The 18,736-nt window shown below is 62.3% G+C and carries 15 protein-coding genes; 14 read left to right on the top strand and 1 reads right to left on the bottom strand.

Annotated features, from left to right (window positions below; all coding sequences use genetic code 11):
- Positions 1-186: 186 nt before the first annotated feature.
- The 14 genes from pcsA to BBJ66_RS10020 all read left to right on the top strand — a co-directional run bounded on the left by pcsA (position 187) and on the right by BBJ66_RS10020 (position 16,552).
- A complete protein-coding gene (pcsA, locus tag BBJ66_RS09955) occupies positions 187-915 on the top strand; it encodes a phosphatidylcholine synthase (protein WP_049735520.1) in 729 nt (242 codons plus the stop codon).
- 10 nt (positions 916-925) lie between these two features.
- The gene (locus tag BBJ66_RS09960; RefSeq protein ID WP_071086738.1) at positions 926-1,906 is read left to right on the top strand and encodes a quinone oxidoreductase family protein; all 981 of its coding nucleotides are present in this window, start codon (positions 926-928) and stop codon (positions 1,904-1,906) included.
- 39 nt (positions 1,907-1,945) lie between these two features.
- Entirely contained in the window at positions 1,946-3,514 is a 1,569-nt protein-coding gene (locus BBJ66_RS09965; protein WP_071086740.1) for an ABC transporter ATP-binding protein, read from the top strand.
- Between the two features lie 11 nt (positions 3,515-3,525).
- The gene (locus tag BBJ66_RS09970; RefSeq protein ID WP_071086742.1) at positions 3,526-4,608 is read left to right on the top strand and encodes an ABC transporter permease; all 1,083 of its coding nucleotides are present in this window, start codon (positions 3,526-3,528) and stop codon (positions 4,606-4,608) included.
- Positions 4,605-5,525, top strand: a complete 921-nt coding sequence (locus tag BBJ66_RS09975; RefSeq protein WP_049735516.1) for an ABC transporter permease — start codon at positions 4,605-4,607, stop codon at positions 5,523-5,525. The genes BBJ66_RS09970 and BBJ66_RS09975 overlap by 4 nt, the downstream gene beginning before the upstream one ends.
- A gap of 54 nt (positions 5,526-5,579) precedes the next feature.
- Entirely contained in the window at positions 5,580-6,656 is a 1,077-nt protein-coding gene (locus tag BBJ66_RS09980; protein WP_071086744.1) for a BMP family ABC transporter substrate-binding protein, read from the top strand.
- A gap of 144 nt (positions 6,657-6,800) precedes the next feature.
- Complete coding sequence (gene ytfQ / locus BBJ66_RS09985) at positions 6,801-7,763, top strand: galactofuranose ABC transporter, galactofuranose-binding protein YtfQ (RefSeq protein WP_049735514.1); 963 nt, start codon at positions 6,801-6,803, stop codon at positions 7,761-7,763.
- A gap of 184 nt (positions 7,764-7,947) precedes the next feature.
- The gene (gene ytfR, locus BBJ66_RS09990) at positions 7,948-9,471 is read left to right on the top strand and encodes a galactofuranose ABC transporter, ATP-binding protein YtfR (protein ID WP_049735513.1); all 1,524 of its coding nucleotides are present in this window, start codon (positions 7,948-7,950) and stop codon (positions 9,469-9,471) included.
- Entirely contained in the window at positions 9,468-10,481 is a 1,014-nt protein-coding gene (locus BBJ66_RS09995; protein WP_071086746.1) for an ABC transporter permease, read from the top strand. The genes ytfR and BBJ66_RS09995 overlap by 4 nt, the downstream gene beginning before the upstream one ends.
- Complete coding sequence (gene yjfF / locus BBJ66_RS10000) at positions 10,478-11,446, top strand: galactofuranose ABC transporter, permease protein YjfF (RefSeq protein ID WP_049735511.1); 969 nt, start codon at positions 10,478-10,480, stop codon at positions 11,444-11,446. The genes BBJ66_RS09995 and yjfF overlap by 4 nt, the downstream gene beginning before the upstream one ends.
- Before the next feature lie 16 nt (positions 11,447-11,462).
- A complete protein-coding gene (locus BBJ66_RS10005; RefSeq protein WP_049735510.1) occupies positions 11,463-12,239 on the top strand; it encodes a FadR/GntR family transcriptional regulator in 777 nt (258 codons plus the stop codon).
- A 174-nt stretch (positions 12,240-12,413) separates the two neighbouring features.
- Positions 12,414-13,775, top strand: a complete 1,362-nt coding sequence (gene glmU / locus BBJ66_RS10010; protein ID WP_071086748.1) for a bifunctional UDP-N-acetylglucosamine diphosphorylase/glucosamine-1-phosphate N-acetyltransferase GlmU — start codon at positions 12,414-12,416, stop codon at positions 13,773-13,775.
- Positions 13,776-13,883: 108 nt separating this feature from the next.
- Positions 13,884-15,710: a glutamine--fructose-6-phosphate transaminase (isomerizing) gene (glmS, locus tag BBJ66_RS10015; RefSeq protein WP_071086750.1), complete on the top strand. Its 1,827-nt coding sequence runs from the start codon at positions 13,884-13,886 to the stop codon at positions 15,708-15,710.
- A gap of 134 nt (positions 15,711-15,844) precedes the next feature.
- On the top strand, positions 15,845-16,552 hold the full coding sequence (locus tag BBJ66_RS10020) for a DUF502 domain-containing protein (RefSeq protein WP_049735507.1): 708 nt from the start codon (positions 15,845-15,847) through the stop codon (positions 16,550-16,552).
- On the opposite strand, the gene recG is transcribed toward BBJ66_RS10020, so the two are convergent.
- The gene (gene recG, locus BBJ66_RS10025) at positions 16,549-18,654 is read right to left on the bottom strand and encodes an ATP-dependent DNA helicase RecG (RefSeq protein WP_071086827.1); all 2,106 of its coding nucleotides are present in this window, start codon (positions 18,652-18,654) and stop codon (positions 16,549-16,551) included. The two genes, BBJ66_RS10020 and recG, sit on opposite strands and share 4 nt — an antisense overlap.
- Positions 18,655-18,736: the final 82 nt, after the last annotated feature.

Here is an 18,736-nt window from a genome sequence, read left to right on the forward strand (position 1 = left end):
CGCTGGCGAAGCCCGGCAAAGGATGCATATTAGGGCGGCGTGCCTGGACTGCAGGCCGGTTTTCGGCAAAAACGGTGCGACAACAAAGACCTACGGCGTCGGGACCCGATTCAGAAAGAGGGGGCCGGCGATGGTTGGCGAAGAACATGCTTGCCGGGGCGAGCGCGATAGGGCGGTCGGGGGAATATGAAGATTTTTAAGTATAAGCGTGTTCCTTACGCGGAGATGCGCGCCTTTTCCGTCCATATCCTGACGGCCTCCGGCTCCTTCCTTGCCTTTCTCGGCGTCGTTGCCGCCGCCGAGCACCGCTTCATCGACATGTTCTGGTGGCTGGGCCTGGCGCTTCTCGTCGACGGGATAGACGGGCCGATCGCCCGCAAGGTGCGCGTCAAGGAAGTACTGCCGAACTGGTCTGGCGATACGCTCGACAATATCATCGATTACGTCACCTATGTGCTGCTGCCGGCTTTCGCGCTCTATCAGAGCGGCATGATCGGCGAGCCCTGGTCCTTCGTCGCCGCCGGCATGATCGTCGTTTCCAGCGCCATCTATTATGCCGATATGGGCATGAAGACCGACGAGTATTTCTTCTCCGGCTTTCCCGTCGTCTGGAACATGATCGTTTTCACCCTGTTCGTCATCGATGCCAGCGCGACGACGGCGCTCGCCGTCGTGACGATTTCGGTGGTGCTGACCTTCCTGCCGATCAATTTCCTGCACCCGGTCCGCGTCAAAAGGCTGCGCCCGCTCAATCTCGGCGTCTTTTTTCTGTGGTCGGCGCTGGGCATTTTTTCGCTGCTGATGCACTTCGACACACCGGAATGGGCGCTCATTCTCTTCATCGTGACCGGGCTCTATCTTTACGTCATCGGCGCGGTGCTGCAATTCTTCCCCGCTCTCGGACGCGAAGCTTGAGGACAGGCAAATGACGAAGACACAGGCGGTTTCATTCTCGAGGACCGGCGGACCGGAGGTTTTCGACTATGTCGAACTCGATCTGCCGCCGCCCGCAACCGGCGAGGTGCAGATCCGCCAGGCGGCAGTCGGCCTTAATTTCATCGATGTCTATTTCCGCAACGGCACCTACAAGGCGCCGCATCTGCCCTTCGTTACCGGCAAGGAGGGCGCCGGCACCGTCACGGCGGTCGGCCCCGGCGTTACGGATTTCAAGATCGGCGACTGTGTCGCCTATGCCAGCGCCGACGGCGCCTATAGCGTCGAGCGCAATATCGAGACGCGCCATCTGGTGCATGTGCCTGATGGCATCGAGCTCGAAACGGCAGCGGCGATGATGCTGAAGGGAATGACCGCCGAATATCTCTTGAACCGCACCTTCAAGGTGGGGCCCGAGACGGTCCTTTTGTTCCATGCCGCCGCCGGCGGTGTCGGGCTGATCGCCGGACAATGGGCAAAGGCGCTCGGCGCCACCGTCATCGGCACGGCAGGCTCTGAAGACAAGGTCGCGCTGGCGCTCGCCCATGGCTATGACCATGTGATCAACTACAAGAGCGAAGACTTCGCCGTCCGGGTCCGCGAGATCACCTCAGGCAAGGGCGTCGATGTCGTCTATGATTCGATTGGCCGCGATACTTTTCCACAGTCGCTCGATTGCCTGAAGCCGCGTGGCCTTTTTGCCTCTTTCGGCCAATCCTCCGGGCCGATCGAGAATTTCACCCTTGCCGCGCTGGCGCAGAAGGGCTCGCTGTTTGCGACGCGGCCGACGCTCTTCACCTACATCGCCGCACGCCAGGAGCTGATCGATAGCGCTAAGACGCTATTTGATGTTGTGCAAAGCAACAAAGTGCGTATCAATGTCAATCAAACCTATCCGCTGCGTGAGGTTGGGCGGGCTCACGCGGATCTGGAAACAAGAAAAACAACAGGAACGACGCTGCTGATTCCATGAGATCCGAACGGACCGATCGGCAGAAGAAATGAGGGGAACGTGTCGCCATTGAATGTGCCGGAACCCGGCGCGTTATTATCCGTCCAGAAGCTGACGAAGTTTTTCGGTGGCTTTGCCGCCTGCAATGAAATCGATCTCGATATTGCGCCGGGCGAAATTCACGCGCTTCTCGGCGAAAATGGCGCAGGCAAATCCACCCTGGTCAAGATGCTGTTCGGCGTTCTGGAGCCGACGCACGGGCATATCCTCTGGCAGGGCAAGCCGGTTTCGATCACCTCGCCGGGCGAGGCCCGCAAACTCGGCATCGGCATGGTTTTCCAGCATTTTTCGCTGTTCGAGGCGCTGACGGTTGCCGAAAACATCGCCCTGTCGCTCGATGACGCCATCCCGATCGACAGGATCGCCGAGGAGGCGAGGGCGCTGTCGCAAGCCTACGGCCTGCCGCTCGACCCGCATGCCCATGTCGCCGATCTCTCGGTCGGCGAACGCCAGCGCATCGAGATCGTCCGTGCGCTGCTGCAGAACCCGAAGCTGATCATTCTCGATGAGCCGACCTCGGTGCTGACGCCGCAGGAGGCCGACAGGCTGTTCGAAACGCTGTTCAAGCTGCGGGCCGAAGGCCGTTCGGTTCTTTATATCAGCCACCGCCTGGAAGAGGTGCAGCGCATCTGCGACCGCGCCACCGTGCTGCGTCATGGCCGCGTCACCGGCGCCTGCGATCCAAAGCAGGAGACGCCCGCTTCGCTTGCCCGCATGATGGTCGGCAGCGAGGTGGCGACCGTCACCCATCCAGAGCGCTCGGACAAGGGCGAGGTGCAGCTTGCCGTTGCCAACCTTTCCGTCACAGCCCGCACGCCATTCGCCATGCCGCTCCGCGATGTCTCCATGGCGGTGCGCGCTGGCGAAATCCTTGCCATCGCCGGTGTTGCCGGCAACGGCCAGAGCGAGCTTTTCGATGCGCTGTCGGGTGAATATCCGGTCGCGTCGGCCGAAGCGATCGTCATCCGTAAGAAGCCGGTGGGTACCGAGGGCATCACCGCCCGCCGCCTGCTCGGCGCCGGTTTCGTGCCGGAGGAACGGCATGGCCATGCCGCCGTTTCCGCCATGAAACTCTCCGACAATCTGGTGCTCGCCCGCAGCCAGTCGGATCGCAAGGCCTTTCTTGGCCTGCTCGGCATCATCCGCCAAGGTGCGGTGAAATCCGCGGCGCGGCGCATTTCCGAGGCGATGGATGTCCGCAAGAGCGGCGACGATCCGGCCGCCGGCTCGCTTTCCGGCGGCAATCTGCAAAAATTCATCGTTGGGCGCGAGCTCGATCGCCAGCCGGCCGTGCTCGTCGTCAACCAGCCGACCTGGGGCGTCGATGCCGGGGCTGCAAGCCGCATCCGCCAGGCGCTGGTCGATCTCGCAAAGGCCGGCTCCGCCGTCGTTGTCATCAGCCAGGATCTCGACGAGATCTTCGAAGTGGCGACCGATATCGCCGTCATCTCCGAGGGACGGCTTTCCAGGCCCTATCCGGCCGGCGAACTGACGCGCGAAAGGATCGGCCTGCTGATGGGCGGCCTGCACGAAACCGGCTCTGCCCCGGAGACGCCCTATGCGCATTGAAGAGGCAGCCCATGCGCATTGAACTCGAAAAACGCCCCGACGTCTCGAAGCTCTTCGCCTTCGTCTCGCCGCTGCTGGCGCTTGCCCTGACGCTTGCCTTCGGTGCCATCATGTTCGCCATGCTCGGCAAGGATCCTGTGGAGGCGCTGGATGCCTTCTTCGTCGAACCGCTGCTCGAGGTCTGGTCGCTGCACGAATTGGCGATCAAGGCCGCACCGCTGATCCTGATCGCCGTCGGCCTTGCCGTCTGCTATCGCTCGAACAATTGGAATATCGGCGCCGAAGGCCAGTTCACCATCGGCGCCATCACCGGCTCCTATCTGCCGATCGTCTTCTACGACTGGCATTCTCCGCTGGTGCTGCCGCTGATGCTGCTCTTGGGAGCTCTTGGCGGCGCGCTGTTTGCCGCCATTCCGGCGCTGTTGAAGGCGCATTTCAACACCAACGAGATCCTGACATCGCTGATGCTGGTCTATATCGCCCAGCTCTTTCTCGACTGGCTGATCCGCGGCGCCTGGCGCGATCCGAAGGGCTTCAACTTTCCGGTCTCGCGCGATTTCGCCCCTGAGGCGGTGCTGCCGGCGATCTGGGAAGAATCGGGCCGAGCCCATTGGGCTTTCATCTTCGCTCTCATTGCGGCCGTCGGCGTCTGGTTCATGCTGCGCTACACGCTGAAAGGCTTCGAGATCGTCGTGCTCGGCCAGTCGGAACGGGCAGGGCGCTTTGCCGGTTTCTCCTCGAAGAAGATGATCTGGTTCAGCTTCCTCTTCTCCGGAGCCCTTGCCGGCCTTGCCGGAATAGCCGAGGTTTCCGGCTCGATCGGCCATCTGCAGCCGGCGATCTCGCCGGGCTACGGCTTCACCGCTATCATCGTCGCCTTCCTCGGCCGCCTCAATCCGCTCGGCATCATCGCCTCTGGCCTGGTCTTGGCGCTGACCTATCTCGGCGGCGAGGCCGCACAACTGTCGCTCGGCGTTTCCGACAAGGTCACCCGCGTCTTCCAGGGGCTGCTGCTGTTCTTCGTGCTCTCCTGCGACACGCTGATCTATTACAAAATCCGCATCGTCTGGTCGCGGGTCAGGGGCGCGGCATGAGCATCTTCGAAGCCATTCTGCTGACGGTCATCACCGCCTCGACGCCGCTCGTCATCGCAGCGCTGGGCGAACTGGTGACGGAGCGCTCCGGTGTTCTCAATCTCGGTGTCGAAGGCATGATGATCATGGGCGCGGTTGCCGCTTTTGCCGGCGCCCAGATCTCCGGCTCGCCCTATGTCGGCATCGTCTGCGGCATAGCGGCAGGCGCGCTTTTCTCGCTGCTGTTTGCCTTCCTGACGCTGACGCTGGTGGCAAACCAGGTGGCGACGGGACTGGCGCTCACCCTTCTCGGCCTCGGCGCGTCCGGCATGCTCGGCGAGGCTTATGTCAGCGTTCCCGGCATCCGGCTGGGAGAGATCGTCATTCCGGTCCTGTCGGATCTTCCGGTCATCGGCCATATTCTCTTCCGGCAGGACCTGATCTTCTATCTGTCGATTGCGCTTGTAGTGGGCGTCAGCTGGTTCCTGTTCCGCAGCCGGGCCGGGCTGAAGCTGAGGGCAATCGGCGACAGTCACGCTTCGGCCCATGCGCTCGGCATTCAGGTCATCCGCACGCGCTATCTGGCGGTGATGTTCGGCGGCGCCTGCGCCGGTCTTGCCGGCGCCCAGCTGTCGCTCGTCTACACCCCGCAATGGGCCGAGAACATGTCGGCGGGGCGCGGCTGGATCACGCTGGCGCTGGTGGTCTTCGCCTCCTGGCGGCCGTGGCGGGTGTTTGCCGGCGGTTATCTCTTCGGCGCGGTCACCATCCTGCAGCTGCACGCCCAGGCCTTCGGTCTCGGCATTCCCTCGCAGTTCCTCTCGATGCTGCCCTATGCCGCGACTATTGTGGTTCTCATCATCATTTCTCATAATCGGCGCACGACGTTGATCAATACGCCCGCCTCGCTCGGAAAGGCCTTCGTGCCGGAGCGATAAAGCAACACGATAAAGACGGTTTTCCGCAATAACTTCAAACCAACAGGGGTTCCCATGAAGAAATACGCATTGACACTCGCCGCCTCGGCCGCCGCCGTGATCGGCATCTCGTCGGCCGCTCAAGCCGCCGATAAGACGAAGGTCTGCTTCGTCTATGTCGGTTCGCACACCGATGGCGGTTATTCGCAGGCCCACGATCTCGGCCGCCAGCAGGTCCAGGCCGAATTCGGCGACAAGATCGAAACGCCTTACCTCGAAAACGTGCCGGAAGGCCCGGATGCCGAGCGCGCCATCGAGCGCCTTGCCCGTTCCGGCTGCAAGCTGATCTTCACGACGTCCTTCGGCTTCATGGATGCGACGGTGAAGGTCGCCGCCAAGTTCCCGAAGGTGAAGTTCGAGCACGGCACAGGCTACAAGGCCGGCCCGAACCTCGCGACCTACAATTCGCGCTTCTATGAAGGCCGCTACATCCTCGGCCAGATCGCCGCCAAGACCTCGAAGAATCACGGCGCCGCCTATATCGCCTCCTTCCCGATTCCCGAAGTGGTGATGGGCATCAACTCCTTCGAGCAGGGTGCCAAGTCGGTCGATCCGAGCTTCAAGCTGAAGGTCATCTGGGTCAACACCTGGTTCGACCCCGGCAAGGAAGCCGATGCCGCCAAGGCGATGGTCGACCAGGGCGTCGACGTCTTGACCCAGCACACCGATACGACAGCGCCGATGCAGGTTGCCGAAGAACGCGGCATCCATGCCTTCGGTCAGGCATCCGACATGATCGCGGCAGGCCCCAAGGCGCAGCTGACGGCGATCGTCGATACCTGGGGCACCTACTACTCCAAGCGCGTTCACGCGCTTCTGGACGGCACCTGGAAGTCCGAGCAGAGCTGGGACGGTCTGAAGGACGGCATCCTGAAGATGGCGCCCTATACCAACATGCCTGACGACGTGAAGAAGATGGCCGAGGAAACCGAAGCCAAGATCAAATCAGGCGAGCTGCATCCCTTCACCGGCCCGATCAACAAGCAGGACGGCACCCCCTGGCTGAAGGCCGGCGAGAAGGCGGATGACGGCACGCTGCTCGGCATGAATTTCTATGTCGAAGGCGTCGACGACAAGCTGCCGGCGCAATAAGCCGCATTTCAATTCGCAGCTGCGAAGGGCGCCCCTTGTGGGCGCTCTTTTTTTGCTGCAGTGCATGCAAAGATTCCGATTTACAAAAGTAATACTATATGATTTTTTGACCCTGCGCCGCGAGACGCGGCTTGGGAGGAAATCATGAAATTGAAGACTGCACTTTTGAGTGCCACGATTCTTGCTGCCTGCATGTTCGGTTCGGCTTCCGCCGGCGGATTGACCGTCGGTTTCTCGCAGATCGGCTCGGAATCGGGCTGGCGCGCGGCTGAAACGACCGTAACCAAGGAACAGGCCAAGAAGCGCGGCATCGATCTGAAGTTTGCCGATGCGCAGCAGAAGCAGGAAAATCAGATCAAGGCACTGCGCTCCTTCATTGCTCAGGGCGTCGATGCCATTCTCATTGCTCCGGTCGTCGAAACCGGCTGGGACGACGTTCTCAAGGAAGCCAAGGAAGCCAAGATTCCGGTTATCCTTCTCGACCGCACCATCAAGGCTCCGGATGATCTCTACCTGACGGCTGTCACCTCTGACCTCGTCCACGAAGGCAAGGTCGCCGGCGACTTCCTCGTCAAGACCGTTGGCGACAAGAAGTGCAACGTCGTCGAGCTCCAGGGCACGACCGGTTCGTCGCCGGCCATCGCCCGCAAGAAGGGCTTCGAAGAAGCTCTTGCCGGCCACGACAACCTCAAGATCGTTCGCAGCCAGACCGGTGACTTCACCCGTACCAAGGGCAAGGAAGTCATGGAAAGCTTCCTGAAGGCTGAAAATGGCGGTAAGGACATCTGCGCTCTCTACGCCCATAATGACGACATGGCCGTCGGCGCCATCCAGGCGATCAAGGAAGCCGGCCTGAAGCCCGGCAAGGATATTCTCGTCGTCTCCATCGACGCCGTTCCCGATATCTTCAAGGCGATGTCCGAAGGTGAAAGCAATGCTACGGTCGAGCTGACGCCGAATATGGCAGGCCCGGCCTTCGATGCCCTCGATGCCTACCTGAAGGACAAGAAGGCTCCGGCAAAGTGGATCCAGACAGAGTCCAAGCTCTACACGCCTGCCGACGAGCCGATGAAGGTCTACGAAGAGAAGAAGGGTCAGGGCTACTGATCTGATTTGACACCGCTGCATAACCCTCAAATCGGGATCGATTTGAGGGTGAAAGATGCAGCATTAAGCGCTGTAGAACCGCACCGGCCCGTCATGGACCGGTGCGGAACTGCCTTGCCGCCTTGGGACGTCATGTCCGGCCGCGGCGCGGCTTTTGCCGTCAATATCAGGAAAACACACCCTTATGATTCACGATTTCGAGAACGTTCTCGCAGCTTCCGGAATATCGAAATTCTTTCCCGGCGCAGTGGCGTTGGACAAGGTCGATTTCTCGCTGCGCAAGGGCGAGGTACACGCGCTGCTGGGCGAAAACGGTGCCGGCAAATCGACACTGATCAAATGCCTCACCGGCGCCTATCATCGTGACGAGGGCAGCCTGACGCTCGACGGCCAGGAAATCAATCCGGCCAATACGCTCGCCGCCCAGAAGCTCGGCATCGGCACGGTCTACCAGGAGGTCAACCTGCTGGCCAATCTGAGCGTCGCCGAAAATCTCTTTCTCGGACGCCAGCCAAGGCGTTTCGGCATGACCGACGTGCGCGCGATGAACCGCAAGGCGCGCGAACTTCTCGCCGGCTACGGCATCGATATCGACGTCACCGCCGAACTTGGCCGCTTCTCCGTCGCCGTCCAGCAGGTGGTCGCCATCGCCCGCGCCGTCGATCTTTCCGGCAAAGTGCTGATATTGGACGAGCCGACGGCAAGCCTCGACAACCAGGAAGTGGCACTGCTCTTCCGCATCATTGAGGATCTGAAGAAGCGCGGCCTCGGCATTGTTTTCATTACTCATTTCCTAGAGCAAGTCTATTCGATCAGCGACCGGATTACCGTGCTGCGCAACGGCAAGCTCGTCGGCACCCGCGACGTCGCCGATCTGCCGCGCCAGGGCCTGATCGCCATGATGCTCGGTCGCGAATTGGCGCATGTCGAGGAGACGGTGCGGGAACACAGCCTTGCCGCCGGCGAGGTCCGCTATCGCTTTTCGGGTTACGGCAAACGCGGCAAGGTCAAGCCCTTCGATCTCGACGTGCGCGCCGGCGAGGTAGTCGGCGTTGCCGGGCTGCTCGGCTCCGGCCGCACTGAAACTGCCGAACTTCTCTTCGGCGTCGAACATGCCGACAGTGGCAGCGCCACGATCGACGGCCAGCCGGTCACGCTTTCGAGCCCGCGCGCCGCAATCGAAAAGGGCTTCGGCTTCTGCCCCGAGGACCGCAAGACGGACGGCATCGTCGGCGACCTGTCGATCCGGGAGAACATTGCCTTGGCGCTGCAGGCCCGCCGCGGCTGGACCCGGCCGCTGTCGCGCGCCGAGCAGAATGCGCTTGCCGACCGCTACATCAAGGCGCTCGACATCCGCACCACCGATCGCGAAAAGCCGATCCGGCTGCTCTCCGGCGGCAACCAGCAGAAGGCGATCCTCGCCCGCTGGCTGGCGACCAATCCGAAGTTTCTGATCCTCGACGAGCCGACTCGCGGCATCGATGTCGGCGCCCATGCCGAGATCATCAAGCTCATCGAACAGCTCTGCGCCGAGGGCATGTCGCTGATCGTGATTTCCTCGGAACTTGAAGAGCTTGTCGCCTATAGTTCACGTGTCATCGTCCTTCGCGACAGGCAGCATATCGCAGAACTCACCGGCGAACGTATCACCGCCGCCGGCATCGTCGATGCCATCGCGGCCGCCGAACACAAGATGGAGGATGCATGAGGTCCTCGCTGAATGCGCTGGCTTATCGCCTGGCGCCGCAATTGATCGCGCTCGTTGTCATTCTTTTGTTGAATTTCATAACGTCGCCGCAGTTTTTTAATGTCGTTGTTCAGAATGACCGGCTCTATGGCAGCCTGATCGATGTGCTGAATCGCGGCGCGCCGGTGGCGCTGCTGGCGATCGGCATGACGCTAGTGATTGCCACCAAGGGCATCGACCTGTCCGTCGGCGCCGTTATCGCCATTTGCGGCGCCGTCGCCGCTTCGTCGATTGTCTCCGGAAATTCAGTTGGTTACACCATTGTCCTGACACTGGCGATCGGCATTGCCTGCGGCGTCTGGAACGGTTTCCTGGTGGCGGTCCTCAATATCCAGCCGATCATCGCCACGCTGGTGCTGATGGTCGCCGGCCGCGGCATCGCCCAGCTCATCACCGAAGGCGCCATCCTCACCTTCAACGATGACGGGCTGACCTTCTTCGGCAGCGGTTCCATGGCTCTTCTGCCGATGCCCGTGGTCATCTGGCTGCTCGTCGGCCTGCTGGTCATCCTGCTTGTCCGCCGCACGGCGCTCGGCATGCTGATCGAGGCCGTCGGCATCAACCGCCGCGCCAGCACGCTCTCGGGCATTCAGACGCCGGTGCTGCTGATGGCCGTCTATACGCTGAGCGGTCTCTGCGCCTCGATCGCAGGCATCATCGTCGCCGCCGACATCAAGGGCGCCGATGCCAACAATGCCGGCCTCTGGTTGGAACTCGACGCCATCCTCGCGGTCGTCGTCGGCGGCAATTCGCTGCTCGGCGGCCGCTTCAGCATCCTGGGATCGCTGATCGGCGCGATGATCATCCAGGCTGTCAATACCGGCATCCTGTCCTCCGGCTTCCCGCCCGAATTCAACCTGATCATCAAGGCGGTCATCATTATCGTCATTCTCGTCATCCAGTCGCCGGCGGTGCAGTCGCTCGCCATCTTCGCCAGCCGCCGGCAGGGCGGAAGGGAGCAGCCGAAATGAACTCCAAATACCTGCCGCTGCTGGCGACCATCGTCATCTTCGTGCTCGCCTATGCCGGCTGCACGCTGCAATATCCGAACATGCTGTCGACCCGCGTCATCGGCAATCTTCTGACCGACAACGCCTTCCTCGGCATCGCCGCCGTCGGCATGACCTTCGTCATCATCTCGGGCGGCATCGATCTGTCGATCGGTTCGATCATCGCCTTCACCGGCGTTTTCCTCGCGGTGATCCTGCAGAAGACCTCGATGCATCCGCTGCTGGCCTTCGCGCTGGTTCTGGTCATCACCACCGCCTTCGGCGCGGTCATGGGCGCAATCATCCACTATCTGGAAATGCCGGCCTTCATCGTCACGCTCGCCGGCATGTTCCTGGCACGCGGCATGGCCTTCGTGCTTTCGATCGACAGCATCCCGATCGACCACGAATATTATTCGACGCTGACGAGCCTCTATTGGCGGCTGCCCGGAGGCGGCCGGCTGACGCTGATCGGCGGCATCATGCTTCTGGTCTTTGCCGTCGGCATTTTCATCGCCCAGCGCACCCGCTTCGGCACTAATGTCTATGCGCTCGGCGGCGGCCCGCAGACGGCGCGGCTGATGGGCGTGCCTGTGGGACGCACGACGATCCAGATTTATGCGCTGTCGGGCTTTCTGGCAGGCCTATCCGGGATCGTTTTTTCGCTGTACACCTCTGCCGGATATTCTCTTGCAGCAGTCGGCGTCGAACTCGATGCCATCGCGGCGGTCGTCATCGGGGGGACGCTGCTGACCGGAGGAGCGGGATTCGTGGCGGGAACCTTGATCGGTATCCTGATCCAGGGGCTCATTCAGACTTACATCACCTTCGACGGCACGCTGTCGAGCTGGTGGACCAAGATCCTGATTGGCCTTCTGCTGTTTGCATTCATCCTGATGCAGAAAGCCATCCTGTTCGTTTCCAGTCTGAACAAGAGGTACGCCTGAAGGGGAGAGGGATCGCTTGCGCAACACATTGGAAGAGACACGTAAGACGGGGCGCAGAACCCGGACGAGCCACGCGCAGGTGGTCGACGAACTCGGCAAGGCGATCGTCGCCGGCACCTATCCCGTCGGCTCGATCCTGCCTGGTGATACCGAACTGGCGCAGCGCTTCAAGGTGTCCCGCACCGTCTTGCGCGAGACGATGAAGACGCTGGCCGCCAAGGGCATGGTCGTCGCCAAGGCGCGGGTCGGCACGCGTGTGACCGGGAAGAACCTGTGGAACATGTTCGACAGCGAGATCATCGCCTGGCACTTCGACAATGGCGTGACGGAAGAGTTCCTGCTGCAGCTCTACGATATCCGTCTTGCCGTCGAACCCTTCGCCGCCGGTCTCGTCGCCGAACGGGCGAATGCCGAGGATATCGAGACGCTGCGCGCACTGGCGCTCGATATGGCGGCGAGCGGCCATACCGCCGACAGCCTGGCACTTGCCGACCTTCGCTTCCACCTGGCGATCGCCGAAGCCTCGCACAATCCCTTCATGCGCACGCTCGGCAGCCTCATCGAGGCGGCCCTCGTCGGCATGTTCCGCATGAGTACGCCGCCCACCGAAAACGGCTTCGCCAATATTGCCGACACCCATATGCGCATCGTCGATGCGATCGTTTCCGGCGACAGCCTTGCTGCGCGCCGCGCCATGGAGCTCGTCATCCTGGACGGCCGCCACCATGTGCACGAGGCCTTCGCCGCCGTCGGTTCGGAGACCGTCATCGTGTCGATTTCGACCGAAATTTAACACCCGCAAAGGCTTTGCTGATCTGAGGGCACCGCGCGTCTTTTCGGGCGCGCAAAGCACGCTGCAAGACTTTCAATCCACCCAACGTGCTTTCCGAAAATCGATTCCGATTTCAGGAATTATGCAGTATGAGGCAACAAAGCCGCCTCATGGCGCGGATTCGCGGAGCAGATCATGGAACGTACTTGTCTTGCCGTCATCCTTGCCGCCGGTGACAGCACGCGGATGAAATCCTCGAAATCGAAGGTGCTGCATCCGGTCGCCGGACGGCCGATGATCGCCCATGTGGTCGAGGCAGTCGCCTCCGCCGGCATTTCCTCCGTCGCGCTCGTCGTCGGCCGCGATGCCGAGGAGGTGGCAAAGGCTGCAAGCATCGACGGTGTCGGCGTCGAATCCTATCTGCAGCAGCAGCGCCTTGGCACCGGCCATGCAGTACTGGCTGCCCGCGAAGCGATCGGCAAAGGTTATGACGATATCCTCGTCACCTATGGCGACGTGCCGTTGCAGACCGACGGGCCGCTGAAGGCGGCCCGCCAGGGCCTTGCCGACGGCAGCGATATCGTCGTCATCGGCTTCCACACCGATCGCCCCACCGGCTATGGCCGCCTGCTTGTCAAGGACGGCGAACTCATCGCCATCCGCGAAGAAAAGGACGCGACCGATGCCGAGCGCACTGTGACCTGGTGCAACAGCGGGCTGATGGCGATCAACGGCCGCAAGGCGCTCGATCTGCTCTCACGCATCGGCAACGCCAACGCCAAGGGCGAATTCTATCTGACCGATCTCGTCGAGATCGCCCGCTCACTCGGTGGCCGCGTCACCGCTGTCGACGCCCCTGAAATCGAGATGACCGGCTGCAACACCCGGGCCGAACTCGCCGTCATCGAGCGCTTCTGGCAGGAGCGCTGCCGCCACCAGATGATGCTTTCGGGCGTTACCATGATTGCGCCGGAAACGGTCTTTCTCTCCTACGACACCGTCATCGGCCAGGATGCGCTGATCGAGCCGAACGTCGTCTTCGGCCCCGGCGCGGTGATCGACAGCGGCGCCGTCATCCATGCCTTCTCGCATATCGAAGGCGCCCATGTCAGCCAGGGTGCGACCGTCGGCCCCTTCGCGCGGCTGCGGCCGGGTGCCGATCTCGGCAATGGGTCGAAGGTCGGCAATTTCTGCGAGGTAAAGAACGGCCGGATCGGCGAGGGCGCCAAGGTCAACCATCTCACCTATATCGGCGATGCCGTCGTCGGCGCCGGCAGCAATATCGGCGCCGGCACGATCACCTGCAACTATGACGGCGTCAACAAGGCCGAGACGGTGATCGGCGAAAACGCCTTCATCGGCTCCAACTCCTCGCTGGTCGCCCCGGTGACGATCGGCGACGGTGCCTATATCGGCTCCGGCAGCGTCATCACCGCCGACGTGCCGGCCGATGCGCTGGCGCTCGGCCGGGCTCGCCAGGAGATCAAGCCTGGCCGGGCCACACTGCTGCGCGAGCGCGCACTCGCCATCAAGGCGGCGAAGAAGGCCAAGGCTTGAGCGGCTTTGCGTAACCGGCGGAAATTGAAAGTGACCGCCGAGACCATTGAGAAATAAGCGGAAATCAGTAGGACTGGCCTCGTTATCGAAGCCTTATGGGGATGTTATATGTGCGGTATTGTGGGGATCGTCGGAACGCAGCCTGTAGCCGGGCGCCTGGTCGATGCGCTGAAGCGTCTCGAATATCGCGGCTATGATTCCGCCGGCGTCGCCACCATTCATGAGGGGGTGATGGATCGCCGCCGCGCCGAAGGCAAGCTGTTCAATCTGGAAAAGCGCCTCGACTCCGAGCCGCTGCCAGGCCTGGTCGGCATTGCCCATACGCGCTGGGCGACCCACGGTGTTCCCAACGAAACCAATGCCCATCCGCACTTTGTCGAAGGTGTTGCCGTCGTCCATAACGGCATCATCGAGAACTTCTCCGAGCTGCGCGACGAATTGACCGCGAGGGGCGCGGTCTTCGAAACCCAGACCGATACCGAGGTCGTCGCCCAGCTGATGGCGAAATACCTGCGCGAGGGCGCGGAGCCGCGCGCCGCCATGCTGCAGATGCTGAACCGCTTGACCGGCGCCTATGCGCTCGCCGTCATGCTGAAGGCCGATCCCGGCACGATCATGGCCGCCCGTTCCGGGCCGCCGCTTGCCGTCGGCTACGGCCGCGGCGAGATGTTCCTCGGTTCGGATGCGATTGCGCTCTCGCCCTTCACCAACGAGATCACTTATCTCTCCGACGGCGATTGCGCCATCATCACCCGCGACAGCGTCGCCGTCATCGATTTCGCCGGTAAGCCGGTCAAGCGCGCCCGCCAGATCTCGCAGGCGACTGCCTATGTCGTCGATAAGGGCAATCACCGCCATTTCATGGAAAAGGAAATCTACGAGCAGCCGGAGGTCATCTCCCACGCGCTCAGCCATTACGTCGATTTCGCCGAGAACACGATCGGCGCCAATGCCGCCGCGATCGATTTCAAGGCGGCGACCGGTCTGGCGATCTCGGCCTGCGGAACCGCCTATCTCGCCGGCCTTGTCGGCAAATACTGGTTCGAGCGTTATGCCCGCCTGCCTGTGGAGATCGACGTCGCCTCCGAATTCCGTTACCGCGAAATGCCGCTGTCGCCGTCGCAGGCGGCACTGTTCATCTCACAATCAGGCGAGACCGCCGATACGCTGGCATCGCTGCGCTATTGCCGGGAGAACGGCCTGAAGATCGGCGCGGTCGTCAATGTCCGCGAATCGACGATCGCCCGCGAATCCGACGCGGTCTTCCCGATCATGGCCGGCCCGGAAATCGGCGTCGCCTCGACCAAGGCCTTCACCTGCCAGCTGGCCGTGCTGGCATCGCTGGCGATCGGCGCCGGCAAGGCGCGCGGCACGGTCAGCGCCGAGGAGGAAAGGGCGCTGGTGCGTCACCTCGCCGAAATGCCGCGCATCATGAGCCGGGTGCTGAACCTCATCCAGCCGCAGATGGAAAGCCTGTCGCGCGAACTGTCGAAATGCAAGGACGTGCTCTATCTCGGCCGCGGCACCAGCTTCCCGCTCGCCATGGAAGGCGCGCTGAAGCTCAAGGAAATTTCCTATATTCACGCCGAAGGTTATGCCGCCGGCGAATTGAAGCACGGGCCGATCGCGCTGATTGACGAGAACATGCCGGTGATCGTCATCGCTCCTTACGACCGTTTCTTCGAAAAAACCGTGTCCAATATGCAGGAGGTCGCAGCCCGCGGCGGCCGCATCATCTTCATCACCGACGAGGCGGGGGCGGCGGCCTCGAAACTGCCGACCATGGCGACGATCACCCTGCCTGTGGTCGACGAAATCATCGCGCCGATGATCTTCTCGCTGCCGATCCAGCTGCTCGCTTATCACACCGCCGTCTTCATGGGCACCGACGTCGATCAGCCGCGCAATCTGGCGAAATCCGTGACCGTGGAATAAGCCCGCGACGACCCGATCTTCGCGCCGAAACATATTGTGCGACGCCCCGAATTCTGGCAGTTTTACCAGGCGGACAAGGGGGAAAGGCCGGCGTTCCGGCCTGTCCAGGACCGAGATGGAGCTCATCAGGAGAGATGACCGACAACACCCCCAGAATGCCGGTCGCGACCCGGCTGAGGAATAATTTTCTCGCAGGCCTGATCATCTGCGCGCCGATCGCCATTACCATCTGGCTGACCTGGACCTTCATCCACTGGTCGGACAGCTGGGTCAGGCCCTATATTCCGGCGCGCTGGAATCCGGAAAGCTATCTCAATTTCGCCATTCCCGGTTTCGGCCTGCTGATCGCCGTCGTGCTGATCACCGTCGTCGGTTTTCTCGGCAAGAACCTGATCGGCCAGAGCATCGTCCGTTTCGGTGAATCAGTCGTCCAGCGCATGCCCCTGGTGCGCACGATCTACAGAAGCGTGAAGCAGATTTTCGAAACCGTTCTGAAGGAGCAGGCGAACTCCTTCAAGAAGGTCGGCCTCATCGAATATCCCGGTCCCGGCCTCTGGGCGCTGGTCTTCATCGCCACCGATGCCAAGGGAGAGATCGCGTCGAAGTTCAACGCCATGGGCCAGGACATGGTGGCCGTCTTCCTGCCGCCGACGCCGGTGCCGACGGCCGGTTTCCTCGTCTTCGTCCCCCGCGAAAAGATCGTCCTGCTCGACATGAGCCCGGAAGACGCCGCCAAGTTCCTGATTTCGGGCGGTCTCGTCGCCCCCGGACACACGCCGTCCGAGCCGAAGCAGAAGCATCTGCCGCGGCCGAAGCCGGTGGCGGTTTCAAAGGCCGACTAACCGGCTCTCAGGAATCGAATAGCCTCATCGCGACGGAGGAGATAGAGCAGGGTGCGGATCGCCTGTCCTCTTTCGCTGGTCAGCTCCGGATCCCGCTCGATGAGATAGGCCGCATCCTTGCGGGCGATTTCCAGCAGGTCGGCATGCGCCTCGAGGCTGGCGATACGAAAGCCCGGCGTGCCGGATTGGCGGGTGCCGAGCAGCTCGCCTTCGCCGCGCAGCTTCAAATCCTCCTCGGCGATGCGGAAACCGTCCTCCGTCTCGCGCATGATCGACAGCCTGGCATGGCCGGTCTCGCCGAGCGGCCCCTTATAGAGCAGGATGCAGGTCGAGGCCTCGTCGCCGCGCCCGACGCGGCCGCGCAGCTGATGCAATTGCGCCAGGCCGAAGCGCTCGGCATGTTCGATCACCATGATCGTCGCATCCGGCACGTCGACGCCGACCTCGACGACAGTGGTGGCGACGAGAAGGCGGGTCTCGCCGTTCTTGAACGCCATCATCGCCGCGTCTTTTTCCGGCCCGCTCATCCGGCCGTGGATGAGGCCGATATCGGGGCCGAGGGCGGAGACCAGCGTGGCATGCCGCTCCTCGGCCGACATCAAGTCGAGCTCTTCGGACTCTTCGACCAGCGGGCAGATCCAGTAGGCTTTCTTGCCCTCGGCAAGCGCGCTTTGCAGCCGCCCGACGATTTCACCGGTGCGTTCCATCGGCACGGTGATCGTCTGGATCGGCTTGCGGCCGGCCGGTTTTTCCGTGAGCTTGGAAACATCCATATCGCCGAAGGCGGCAAGCACCAGCGTGCGCGGGATCGGCGTCGCCGTCATCACCAGCATATGCGGCGAGATGCCCTTGGCGGTCAGCCTCAGGCGCTGATGCACGCCGAAACGGTGCTGTTCGTCGACGACGGCCAGCATCAGCTTGGCGTAAGAGACGCTGTCCTGGAACAGCGCATGCGTGCCGATGATGATCTGTGCCGCTCCCGAGGCGATGCGCTCCAGAATCTCCTCTCGCTCACGCCCCTTGGTGCGGCCGGTCAGCAGCTCGATGCCGAGACCGGCGGAGGCGGCGAATTTCGAGATCGTCGCGTGGTGCTGGCGCGCCAGGATTTCGGTCGGCGCCATCAGCACCGCCTGGCCGCCGCTCTCGATCACCGCCGCCATCGCCATCAGCGCCACCAGCGTCTTGCCGGAGCCGACATCGCCCTGCAGCAGCCGCAACATGCGCTCGGCCCCGGCCATGTCCTTCAAAACCTCGGCGATCGCCTCGTTCTGGCTTGATGTGAGCGAAAAGGGCAGGGACTTCAGGATCTTGCCGCTGATTTCCCCAGTCGCAAGCACCGGCTGGCCGGCCACCTTGCGCAGCCTCTGCCGCACCAGGCTCAGCGAAAGCTGGCCGGCGAGGAATTCGTCATAGGCAAGCCGCCGCCGCGCAGGGGCCTGTGGGTCGATATCGGCGGGGTCGCGCGGCTCGTGCAGCATATGAAAACTGTCGCGAATCGCCGGCAGGCCCTGTTTCTGCGCCAGCGCCAGATCGATCCATTCCGGCAGCTCGGGAAAACGCGGCAGGGCGCCGTCGATGATCTTGCGCAATGTCTTCGGCGAAAGTCCTGCCGTCAGCGGATAGATCGGCTCGACCAGCGGCAGGTTCTCCGCCTCATCGGCCCTGACGATATAATCTGGATGCACCATCGAGGCGCGGCCGTTGAACCAGTCGACCTTGCCGCTGACCGTCACCTCCGCATCGACAGGCAGCTGCTTTTCCAGCCAGGCGGCCTGACCGCGGAAAAAGACCAGCGTCAGCTCGCCGGTCTCGTCATGCAGGAAGACGCGATAGGGGACATTGCTCTTGCCGCGCGGCGGTACTTGGTGCCGGTCGACGCGCGCGGTGATCGTCACGATCGCGCCCTGCGGCGCGCGGGCGATGCCCGGCTGGTTGCGCCGATCGATCAGCGAAAAGGGCGCATGGAAGATGAGGTCGATGACCCGGCAATCTTCCGGCGTCTCGCGCCCGAGCAGCTTGACCAGCAGTTCGGCGATCTTCGGGCCGACGCCCGGAAGGCCCGAAATGGGGGAAAACAAAGGATCGAGAATGGCGGGGCGCATGCGGCCAAAATGCGATGAACAATGCGGCCTTGGCAAGGCTGACAAGCCGCTTTCCAGGGTCTATAGAGGCGCATCAACAGGA

Source organism: Rhizobium sp. RSm-3 (assembly GCF_001854685.1).
In the GTDB taxonomy this organism is placed as follows: domain Bacteria; phylum Pseudomonadota; class Alphaproteobacteria; order Rhizobiales; family Rhizobiaceae; genus Rhizobium; species Rhizobium ecuadorense.

Bases quoted from the DNA above. Each gene is read 5' to 3' on its own strand.
- pcsA (WP_049735520.1), top strand. From the start codon at position 187: ATGAAGATTTTTAAGTATAAGCGTGTTCCTTACGCGGAGATGCGCGCC.
- BBJ66_RS09960 (WP_071086738.1), top strand. From the start codon at position 926: ATGACGAAGACACAGGCGGTTTCATTCTCGAGGACCGGCGGACCGGAG.
- BBJ66_RS09970 (WP_071086742.1), top strand. From the start codon at position 3,526: ATGCGCATTGAACTCGAAAAACGCCCCGACGTCTCGAAGCTCTTCGCC.
- BBJ66_RS09975 (WP_049735516.1), top strand. From the start codon at position 4,605: ATGAGCATCTTCGAAGCCATTCTGCTGACGGTCATCACCGCCTCGACG.
- BBJ66_RS09980 (WP_071086744.1), top strand. From the start codon at position 5,580: ATGAAGAAATACGCATTGACACTCGCCGCCTCGGCCGCCGCCGTGATC.
- ytfQ (WP_049735514.1), top strand. From the start codon at position 6,801: ATGAAATTGAAGACTGCACTTTTGAGTGCCACGATTCTTGCTGCCTGC.
- ytfR (WP_049735513.1), top strand. From the start codon at position 7,948: ATGATTCACGATTTCGAGAACGTTCTCGCAGCTTCCGGAATATCGAAA.
- BBJ66_RS09995 (WP_071086746.1), top strand. From the start codon at position 9,468: ATGAGGTCCTCGCTGAATGCGCTGGCTTATCGCCTGGCGCCGCAATTG.
- yjfF (WP_049735511.1), top strand. From the start codon at position 10,478: ATGAACTCCAAATACCTGCCGCTGCTGGCGACCATCGTCATCTTCGTG.
- glmU (WP_071086748.1), top strand. From the start codon at position 12,414: ATGGAACGTACTTGTCTTGCCGTCATCCTTGCCGCCGGTGACAGCACG.
- glmS (WP_071086750.1), top strand. From the start codon at position 13,884: ATGTGCGGTATTGTGGGGATCGTCGGAACGCAGCCTGTAGCCGGGCGC.
- BBJ66_RS10020 (WP_049735507.1), top strand. From the start codon at position 15,845: ATGACCGACAACACCCCCAGAATGCCGGTCGCGACCCGGCTGAGGAAT.
- recG (WP_071086827.1), bottom strand. From the start codon at position 18,654: ATGCGCCCCGCCATTCTCGATCCTTTGTTTTCCCCCATTTCGGGCCTT.